At 60.1% G+C, this 9287-nt stretch carries 8 protein-coding genes; 3 read left to right on the forward strand and 5 right to left on the reverse strand.

Annotated elements, in window-relative coordinates:
• The first annotated feature begins 3 nt into the window (after window positions 1-3).
• Both bamC and ABH944_RS35205 read left to right on the forward strand, forming a co-directional pair.
• Window positions 4-1146: an outer membrane protein assembly factor BamC gene (gene bamC / locus ABH944_RS35200; RefSeq protein ID WP_062091108.1), complete on the forward strand. Its 1143-nt coding sequence runs from the start codon at window positions 4-6 to the stop codon at window positions 1144-1146.
• A gap of 10 nt (window positions 1147-1156) precedes the next feature.
• Window positions 1157-1930: an MBL fold metallo-hydrolase gene (locus ABH944_RS35205; protein ID WP_404612483.1), complete on the forward strand. Its 774-nt coding sequence runs from the start codon at window positions 1157-1159 to the stop codon at window positions 1928-1930.
• Window positions 1931-2149: 219 nt separating this feature from the next.
• Here ABH944_RS35205 and ABH944_RS35210 read toward each other — a convergent pair whose 3' ends face one another.
• Both ABH944_RS35210 and ABH944_RS35215 read right to left on the reverse strand, forming a co-directional pair.
• Entirely contained in the window at window positions 2150-2422 is a 273-nt protein-coding gene (locus ABH944_RS35210) for a hypothetical protein (protein ID WP_075644039.1), read from the reverse strand.
• Between the two features lie 228 nt (window positions 2423-2650).
• Window positions 2651-3874, reverse strand: a complete 1224-nt coding sequence (locus tag ABH944_RS35215; protein WP_404612486.1) for a JmjC domain-containing protein — start codon at window positions 3872-3874, stop codon at window positions 2651-2653.
• Between the two features lie 33 nt (window positions 3875-3907).
• On the opposite strand from ABH944_RS35215, the gene ABH944_RS35220 reads away from it, so the two are divergent.
• Entirely contained in the window at window positions 3908-4447 is a 540-nt protein-coding gene (locus ABH944_RS35220) for an FKBP-type peptidyl-prolyl cis-trans isomerase (RefSeq protein ID WP_062091111.1), read from the forward strand.
• 95 nt (window positions 4448-4542) lie between these two features.
• Here ABH944_RS35220 and ABH944_RS35225 read toward each other — a convergent pair whose 3' ends face one another.
• The 3 genes from ABH944_RS35225 to ABH944_RS35235 all read right to left on the reverse strand — a co-directional run bounded on the left by ABH944_RS35225 (window position 4543) and on the right by ABH944_RS35235 (window position 9192).
• Window positions 4543-5931 carry a hypothetical protein gene (locus ABH944_RS35225; RefSeq protein ID WP_404659639.1) on the reverse strand — a complete coding sequence of 463 codons (1389 nt, stop codon included), beginning with the start codon at window positions 5929-5931 and terminating at the stop codon, window positions 4543-4545.
• Window positions 5918-8539: a DNA mismatch repair protein MutS gene (mutS, locus tag ABH944_RS35230; RefSeq protein WP_404612498.1), complete on the reverse strand. Its 2622-nt coding sequence runs from the start codon at window positions 8537-8539 to the stop codon at window positions 5918-5920. Before mutS ends, ABH944_RS35225 begins: the two co-directional genes overlap by 14 nt.
• A gap of 404 nt (window positions 8540-8943) precedes the next feature.
• Window positions 8944-9192 carry a hypothetical protein gene (locus ABH944_RS35235; protein ID WP_404612490.1) on the reverse strand — a complete coding sequence of 83 codons (249 nt, stop codon included), beginning with the start codon at window positions 9190-9192 and terminating at the stop codon, window positions 8944-8946.
• Between the last annotated feature and the right edge of the window lie 95 nt (window positions 9193-9287).

Genomic DNA, 9287 nt, shown 5'->3' on the forward strand with positions numbered 1-9287 from the left:
CTCATGAAACGTTCCGCCTTATTCAATCACGCTCGCACCCTGAGCGTGCTGTCGCTTGGAATCGGCACGCTGATCTCGCTTGCCGGTTGTGACACGTTGAACGACTGGCTCGCGCCGGATCGGGTCAATTACAAGGGTGCTGAAACGGCGCCTACGCTGACCGTGCCATCGGATCTGAGCACGGCGGACATCAGCCAGCGTTATGCCGCACCCCCCAAGCTGAATACGCTTGGCGGCGCTGCGCCACGTTCGCTTACGCCGGCAGGCAATGCGACCGTGGGCGTGCCGACGCCGCAAGACCCGTTCGGCATGCACGTGGAGCGTGATGGAGATCGCCGCTGGCTGGTTGTCGATGGCCGTTCCCCCGACCAACTCTGGCCGCAGTTGCAGGAGTTCTGGCAAGAGAACGGTTTCACGCTCAAGACCGACGCTGCGTCTACCGGCATCATGACGACCGATTGGGCTGAAAACCGCGCGAACATTCCTGACGACTGGTTCAGGAAGAGCATTGGCAAGCTGGTCGACTTTGCGTATTCATCGGGTACGCGTGATCAGTTCCGTACGCTGGTCGAGCGTGGTGCGAGCGGTTCCACTGACATCTCCATTACCCACAGCGCAATGGAAGAAGTGCTGACCGGCCAGGACAAGACTTCGTCGAAATGGGTCGAGCGGCCGCGTAACCCCGCACTCGAAGCGGCGTTCCTCGCGAAGCTGATGGAGAAATTCGGCCTTACCGACGCGCAAGCCAAGCAACTCCTGACCGATGCAACCCCGGCGACTGCAACGGCGACGGCGGATCCGACGGGTGGCCCGTCCACGCTCGATCTGTCGGAGCCGTTCGACAGCGCGTGGTTGCGTGTAGGCCTTGCACTCGACCGGACGAACTTCACCGTCGACAACCGGGATCGTGCAAAGGGCCTGTATTACGTGCGTTTCTCGGACTCCATGGCGGAGTTGAAGAAGGAAGGTTTGCTCGGCAAGCTCTTTAGCGGCGGCACACCCAAGCCTTCGCGCGAGTTCATGGTCAACGTGCGTCCGAAGGCGGACACGGTCACGGAGATTGCCGTGGTAGATGCGAACGGTCAGGTTGACACGTCCACCGATGCGCAACGAATTGTCGCGCTGTTGCACGCGCAGTTGAACTAGGTTTTCGCCAATGCGTTTTGCCAGTCTCGGCAGCGGCAGCGAAGGCAACGCGTTGCTGGTCGAGTCGGTCAGCGGCACCACGACTACACGCGTGCTGCTGGATTGCGGTTTCTCCGCGAAGGAAGTCGAGCGGCGCCTGGCGCGGCTCGGCGTGCGGGCAGATCAGATCGACGCCATTCTTATCACACATGAGCACACGGATCACATTGGCGGTGCGCTGACGCTGGCGCGCAAATGGTCCATTCCATTGCACATGAGCTGGGGCACCGCCCGCGCAGTGGGTGCGGATGATGCCCCGGTCGATCTTCACGTGCTCTGGGGCGATGAGAGCGTCATGGTGGGGGACCTGGAAGTGCTCCCCTATACTGTGCCCCACGACGCGCGTGAACCCCTCCAGTACGTGATCTCGGACGGCGCAAGCCGTTTGGGCATCCTGACCGATGTGGGCGGCGCGACAGCACACATCACGAGCGTATTGAGCGGTTGCGATGCGTTGGTGCTCGAGTCGAATCACGATGCCGAGATGCTCGCGACAAGCCGCTATCCGCCGTCGCTCAAAGCGCGTATTGGCGGTATGCATGGACACCTGAATAACGACGCGGCTGCGGGGATTCTTGCAGCGCTTGATCGATCGAAACTGCGCCATCTGGTGGCGGCGCACCTGAGTCAGCAGAACAACTTGCCTGAGCTGGCCCAGGCGGCGCTCGCCGCTGTGCTGGGTGGCACTCCGGCCGATGTCGTGGTTGCCACGCAAGCCGATGGGTTCGACTGGTTGTCCTTATGACACCGGTTCGCATTTCTCTATAAACGCTGCAACCCGCACTGCATCAACAACCCGCGTGCATCGATACAAAGAAACCAGCAGACGTAAAAAAACCGGCCCGAGGGCCGGTTTTTTCATAAGCCTCCCAGAATAACACCCTGCGAGGCTTACTGCGGAGGCTTCGTTTTCAGCTAGATGAAACAGCTAAAAGAGCGGGAAACCAAGCCCCTGACTATACGCTTACTGGCTTGCGCCCGAAGCGGGAGCAGCAGCCGAAGCTGCGTCGGTTGCCGATGCAGCAGCCGCAGTCGCGTCGCTTGCGGCGGCCGTTGCGGTCGACGCTGCAGCGCTCGAGTCGCTAGCAGCCGCCGTAGCGTCCGAAGCAGCAGCAGCAGGTGCCGAAGCAGCCGAGGTATCGCTAGCAGCGCCCGGAGCAGCCGTATCGCTAGACTTGTTGCATGCAGCAAGAGCAACAGCAGCCAACAGGGATGCTACGAGGAGAGATTTCTTCATGATCACGTCCTTTTATGGTTAAAGGTAAGCAACAGCGCAAAGTACCGGTAATGTGTGCTCCAACACCGACCCGGGCCGTTGTGGACTCACATTATGTATGTCTGTGAGACTTCCTACGGCTTGGGCGGAAATTATATGCACTTTCGTATCGACCGTCGATAAATCAGGGGCCAATACGTTGTCTTTCTCATACATTTCAACCCGCGGAACAGCAAGACAGGCCAAACACTAGGCGTTTGCGTCGACTTGTATCCAGCCCGCACAATACCACTCGTGCAGTAGCACTGTCATTGATGAATCGCCTGAGAGTGTTACAAAGCGTTTCCCCTCCAAATAGCGTTTGTCGGCAAGTTCAGGAAGCCATTTTTTGACCTTTCCCGACATTAAATCCTGCTCGCCATTCATAAAATAAGCGTGCTTGTCATAAAGCAGCACGGTCTTTTTATCGAGCTTCAAACCAGACTGTTTCGCGCAATCGATAAACCGGTTCTCATTCAAAGGCCGTCGCGGCGGATCAAATATGACATTCGGCTTCGGTTCGCTCAGGTACGTTCCGAGAAACGAAGCAACGTCCTTCTCATTCCATTCAATGTTCGCAAGGATCGCGCCAACCCGTTCGATCAGGAGCGGCGGCAACAACGCCGGGTGACTGACAGCCGGCTGGGCCGGGTCACGGTAGCGTTGAACACCCCCCTTGGCGCTGGCGCTGTGGGCGTCCTCGAGGCGCTCCGCAAGGTGGTAGAGGAACTGGCCTGACAGTTCGCTTGCAGAAGGCGCCCGAAAGCCAATCGAGGCTGTCATGCATTCACCTTGAGCCACGCCGTCATGAGCGATGTGAGGTGGCAAATAAAGCATGTCGCCCGGTTCCAGTACCCACTCCTCGTCCGCTTCGAAGTGCTGTAAAACTTTCAACGGCAATCCCTCTTTTAGCGAGAGATCGCGCTGCGCGCCAAAGCGCCAGCGCCGTTTACCGTGAACTTGCAACAGGAAGACGTCGTATGAATCGAAGTGCGCGCCCACGCCGCCGCCGTCGGTAGCGTACGAAATCATCAGGTCGTCGAGGCGGGCGTCCGGGATAAAGCGGAAGCGGTCGAGCAACGCGCGGGCACGGTCGTCGTGCAGGTTCACCCCTTGCACAAGTAATGTCCAGTCACGCTTTCTCACAGATGGCAATTCATCGGGTGCAAAAGGCCCGTGCTCCATTGCCCAGGACTTGCGAAAATGGGTGATGAGGCGCGATTCGGCGTCCTCGCTGTCGGCGAGCTCGAACAGTTCGTCGCGCGAGAGCGGCGCTTGAATGCCGGGAATCGCCTGACGGATCAGGAGCGGTTTTTTCTGCCAGTACCGGCGCATGAATTGCGCGGGCGTGAGGTTGCCGAGCAGGGTTGCAGGTTCGTCGGGAAGCGGCACCGCGAAAGGACTTGAGGGAACGTTAGGGGACCGCGCTGGCATCGTATAATTGAGGCTTGTATCTTGGAGAATCCAATGAAAATCGCAAAAGACACCGTCGTATCAGTAGCCTATAAGCTCTCGGACGCTCATGGCAATCTGATCGAGGAAAGCGACGAGCCGATGGTCTATCTGCACGGCGGCTATGATGGCACGTTCCCCAAGATCGAGGAAGCACTCGACGGACAGGAAGCCGGTTATCAGACCCAGTTGCAGCTCGAACCGCAGGATGCGTTCGGTGAGTACGATCCCGATCTCGTGAAAGTCGAGGCACGCGGCCGTTTTCCGGAACCGCTGGAAGTCGGCATGCAGTTCGAAGGCACCCCGGAAGACGGCGAGGACGAACTCGATTCGCTGATCTACACAGTCACTGATGTGGCGGAAGATAAAGTCGTGCTCGACGGCAATCATCCGCTCGCAGGCATGGCGCTGCGTTTTGCGCTGAATGTGCAGGAAGTCCGCGAAGCTACCGAAGACGAGAAGGAACATCAGCATGCGCATGGCCTCGACGGGCTCGAAGTCCTTGACGAGGACGACGAGGAGCCGGGCAAGGACGTTGGCCCGACCTTGCACTGAGGCGTTTCGTATGGGGTGATCGAAGCGATGTGAAACAAGGCGCAGGCAGGTTGCTGCGCCTTTGTTTTATCTCGCGTGATGATCCAGGTATGGGACTACTGACGCGTATCCATGCCCGACGCGCCGCTTGCCGGACTCGACGGTGTCGGCAGGATCGGCGGCAGGTTCGCGGGCGAATTCAAGTTCAGTATGGGCGGCACTGAAGACGCGGCATTGGATGTGGGCGTTGTGGTGTCCGGTTGGGCCGGCGGCGCGGAGTGTTGCGTCGGCTGTACCGGCTGCATCTGCTGGAAAAACGACGAAGGCCCGGGCGTATCGTTTTCAACGCCGGGTATGGAAGAGGGCATAGGCGACGACGGTATCGACGAAGACGCCGGCATGGTCGGCGCCGGTGCCTGGCCGGGCGCTACCGGTCGGACAACCACGTCACGCACGCGAACCCGAAAGGGCGGCCGCCACGCGAAGTCCGATTCGACCTCGATCCATTGCGATTGGGGTTTCTTCAAGCCGATCGCAATACGCGTCAGATTGGCCACCACTGCGCCTTTGTCGTTGTGCAACGGTTGATCGATGTGAAAGCCCCTGGGTATGGGCGTATCCGATTCGTGGATCACGATCACGGGGCCGCGAAACAACTCGGCCGCTTTGACAAGACTGCGCTTGAGTTCGAGAAACCCGTCGCGCGGCGTATCGCCGCGTGAAAAATGCAGCCATGCGAAACGATCACGACGCTCGTAACGCGCGAAGTCGGGGTCACCCTGCAAGATGACGACGACCGCACGCATGTCCGACCGTCGCGCGGTTTCAACCGCATGTTCCAGCCAGAATGCGTTGGCCACGGAACGGTCCTCGAATTCTCCGTTACGCCCGCCTGCGCTCAGATAGTGATTGTTTGGCGCGGGCGCGTTCAAGCCAATGAATGCGACACCGTCGCTTTGCCACCGGACATTTTCGCGGAACGGCCGAAAGCGCGCGACGTCGCTTTCGCGGATCACGTTCATGGGCGTCTGGCCGAGCGAACTCGAGTCGCCGAAGAACAGCTGGCGAATGAAATCCAGCCGCTCGACCGGATCGTAACTGCCCGCCTGCGCGAGACCGCAAGATGCCCAGTCGTTGCCGCCGGGCAACAGGACGACCGGTTTGCGGGAGCTATCGAAGATTTGCTGGCGCGTGTCATAGAGCGAATCCCGGCACGGTTCCGTTTCGCCTTTGAGGTCGCCGTTGTAGACGATGAACGAGGTGTTCCGTTCTTGCCCGATGGCGTCGAGCAGATGATGGAGCGAAGTTTCGCCGGCAGGTTTGTCGAGCACATTCGACGCGATTGCGAATGTGAGCGGCGTAAGCGGCGGTGCCTCGGCTTGCGCGCGCCCCGGCCTTCCGGCCAGCAGAAAGAAGGCGCTTAAGCAAGTACCGATGACGCGAGCGCGCACCATGCGTCGCGCGCCCGACCGGTCGATGGCAAAGTCCGCCTTAACGCGACACATCCGGAGCGTTCGACGCCAGCTCATGAAGCTCGTAGAGCAGATCGAGCGCGTCGCGTGGGCGCAATTCGTTCGGATCGATTGCTCGCAGCCGGTCAAGCGCGGGATGCGGCTGCGCTTCGACCGGTTCATCGTGGTCGTAGGCGTCAGCTACCTCAACAACAGGTGCTGCAAACAGATCGAATTGCGGCGATGGCTGACCGATCGACTGCTGCTCCAGATGCGCCAGGTGTTTCCTTGCGGCCTTGATGACAGCTGGTGGCACGCCTGCCAGTTGGGCGACCTGCAAGCCGTAGCTCTGGTTCGCCGGACCTTCGCTCACTGCGTGCAGGAACACGATGCCGTGGTCATGTTCAACCGCTGACAAATGCACGTTTGCTGCTTGAGTGAACTCGGCGGGCAACTGCGTCAGTTCGAAGTAATGCGTGGCGAACAGCGTATGGCAGCCGTTATGCGACAGCAGATGACGCGCAATGGCCCACGCAAGCGCCAGGCCGTCGAAGGTGGACGTACCGCGGCCGATCTCGTCCATCAGCACAAGACTAGACGGCGTGGCGTCGTTGAGAATGGCCGCCGCTTCCGTCATCTCGACCATGAAGGTGGACCGGCCGCCGGCGAGATCGTCTGCGGCACCGATGCGCGTGAAGATGCGGTCGATTGGCCCAAAGCGCGCACGTTTCGCGGGTACGTAGCTGCCTACGTAAGCCAGCAGCGCGATCAACGCGGTCTGTCGCATGAACGTCGACTTACCGCCCATGTTCGGGCCGGTGATCAGCAACAGCTTGCGTTCGGTATTCAGGCAACAATCGTTGGCAATGAACTGTTCGACCTGCGCTTCCACTACCGGGTGCCGTCCCTGCTCGATGTCGATACCTGCGTTGTCCGCGAACTCGGGTGCGATCCAGTCGAGCGCGAGCGCTCGTTCCGCGAATGCGCCAAGCAGGTCGAGTTCGGCAAGCGCAGCCGCTACGCGCTGGCAGTCGCCAATGTGCGGCAGCAGCGTTTGGAGCACGGCGTCATAGAGCAGACGCTCGCGGGCGAGCGCCCGGTCCTGTGCAGACAGCGCTTTGTCTTCGAAGGTCTTCAACTCAGGCGTGATGTAACGCTCGGCGTTTTTCAGCGTCTGGCGACGGCGGTAGTCATCAGGAACCTTGTCTGTCTGACCGCGCGTGACTTCGATATAAAAGCCATGCACCTTGTTGTACTCGACTCGCAGATTCACGATACCCGTTCGTGTGCGCTCACGCGTTTCCAGGTCGATCAGGAACTGGTCGCAGTTCTGCGAGATGTCGCGAAGCTCGTCGAGGTCGGCGTCGTATCCGCGCGCGATTACACCCCCGTCGCGAATCAGCGCCGCGGGTTCGGGCGCGATTGCGCGGGTCAGCAGCGCGAGGCATTCGGGCGGCGGCTCGAGCGATACGTCGATACGTTCAAGCGATGCCGCATTCATTTTCACGGCAGCAAGCCGTTCGCGCAGTTGGGGGAGTGCCGCAAAGGTATCGCGCAGGCTGGAGAGATCGCGTGGCCGGGCCGACAGCAGTGCAAGCCGCCCCGTAATCCGTTCGATATCCGAAATCTGCCGCAATGCCGCGCGCAGACCGTCCAGGCTGGCGGTTGCGGGCGCATCAAGCAATGCGCCGATTGCACGCTGCCGGTTTTGCGCGATGGTGAACTCGCGTGGCGGATGATGCAGCCAGTGCCGCAGCAGACGGCTGCCCATGGTCGTGCAGCATGTGTCCAGCAGCGAACATAAGGTGGGGGATTCCGTGCCGCGCAAGGTCTCGGTCAGTTCGAGGTTTCGCCGCGTCGCCGGGTCGAGGCCGATGTACTCCGATTCGTATTCCACCTTCAGGCTGCGCACATGCCGAAGTTGCTGGCCCTGGGTGGAAGCTGCGTACAGCAGCAGCGCGCCTGCGGCACCGCACGCGCAGGTAAGCGAGTGCGCACCGAAGCCGTCGAGGCTGGCGACATCGAGTTGCTCGCGCAGACGTTGCATGCCCGAGTCGATATCGAAATGCCACGCGGGCGTTCGTGTTGTTGCCCCTACGTTCGGCACTTCGAACGGCGCGTTGGTCGTGGAAAATGAGTCGGCGACCAGCGTTTCAGCCGGGCGAATGCGCTCGAGCGCCGCGCTCAATTGATCCGGCGCAACCTCGGCGAGGCGTAATGCACCGCTCGCCAGGTTCAGCCATGCCAGGCCGACGCTCGTGATCACGCCGCGACGGTTATGCGCTGGGCAGAGGGCGAGCAGGAAGACGTCGTTTTTGTCCGAGAGGAGCGCTGCATCGGTCAGCGTACCGGGCGTGACGACACGCACGACCTTGCGCTCGACCGGCCCCTTCGATGTCGCCGGGTCGCCGATCTGCTCGCAAATAGCGACGGATTCCCCGAGTTTCACGAGCTTCGCCAGATATTGCTCGCAAGAATGATGGGGGATGCCGGCCATCTTGATCGGGTTGCCGCCGGACGCCCCGCGTTGTGTGAGCGTCAGGTCGAGGAGGCGTGAAGCTTTGACGGCGTCGTCGAAGAATAGCTCGTAGAAGTCGCCCATCCGGTAAAACACGAGCGTGCCGGGGTGCTCCCCTTTGATGCGCAGATACTGCTGCATCATGGGGGTATGGTGCGACAGATCGACGGCACCACCGGGTTCCTGCGCGGCGTTGGCCGGATCTTGAGTGGTAGACGAAACGGAGATATGCGTACCCATCTTGAGTGCGTGAATTGGCGAAAGTCCTAAGGCCACGAGTGTACCGCGTCGGCTGGTCACGGGAATATCGGCCGAATGGCTAACCCGGTATGAAATGGTATTTCCCGGAACGCGGCCAATACGGTTACGCACGACAAAATGGCGCCTGGGCCAAGCAAAAGCGCCGGACATGCCGGTGGTTTTACATCTTCGGGAATTTCAAGCAGGACCAGTGAGGAACGTCACGCCGGGAATCAGACTGGCAGGGCGAGTTCCGCAACGGCGCCGAGCGGGGAGGATCGCCGAAAGGGTGGCTCCACGCCCAAGGGTCAGATTACCCTCTTTACGATTGCTTCGGCGCCAGCCGTCGCGGCTGTTGCCAGCGCGAGGCTTACCTCGGAATGAATCAGGTAGTCGGCTTTCACGCGGGCATCGATCAGTGGACGAAGCTTTTTACTGAGCCATTCGCGCACGGGAGCGGTCAATTGCGAAGAGTTGAAGTAGTGTGAAGTGCTTGTCTGAAGAGCGTTGATTCGGTCAAGAATTTGCGCTGTCTTTAGTTGAGCTATTGCTTTCATTAGATACTATGTAAGGGGCCATCGAAAGTAAGCTCCCTGGAGTAAAACGAGAATTCTGACACTCGTTTTTCGAAAGGAGCATGCAAATGGACGCG

Origin of the sequence: Caballeronia udeis (genome assembly GCF_044909315.1) — a bacterium.
Classification (GTDB): domain Bacteria; phylum Pseudomonadota; class Gammaproteobacteria; order Burkholderiales; family Burkholderiaceae; genus Caballeronia; species Caballeronia udeis_A.

Bases quoted from the DNA above. Each gene is read 5' to 3' on its own strand.
- bamC (WP_062091108.1), top strand. From the start codon at position 4: ATGAAACGTTCCGCCTTATTCAATCACGCTCGCACCCTGAGCGTGCTG.
- ABH944_RS35205 (WP_404612483.1), top strand. From the start codon at position 1,157: ATGCGTTTTGCCAGTCTCGGCAGCGGCAGCGAAGGCAACGCGTTGCTG.
- ABH944_RS35210 (WP_075644039.1), bottom strand. From the start codon at position 2,422: ATGAAGAAATCTCTCCTCGTAGCATCCCTGTTGGCTGCTGTTGCTCTT.
- ABH944_RS35215 (WP_404612486.1), bottom strand. From the start codon at position 3,874: ATGCCAGCGCGGTCCCCTAACGTTCCCTCAAGTCCTTTCGCGGTGCCG.
- ABH944_RS35220 (WP_062091111.1), top strand. From the start codon at position 3,908: ATGAAAATCGCAAAAGACACCGTCGTATCAGTAGCCTATAAGCTCTCG.
- ABH944_RS35225 (WP_404659639.1), bottom strand. From the start codon at position 5,931: ATGTGTCGCGTTAAGGCGGACTTTGCCATCGACCGGTCGGGCGCGCGA.
- mutS (WP_404612498.1), bottom strand. From the start codon at position 8,539: ATGATGCAGCAGTATCTGCGCATCAAAGGGGAGCACCCCGGCACGCTC.
- ABH944_RS35235 (WP_404612490.1), bottom strand. From the start codon at position 9,192: ATGAAAGCAATAGCTCAACTAAAGACAGCGCAAATTCTTGACCGAATC.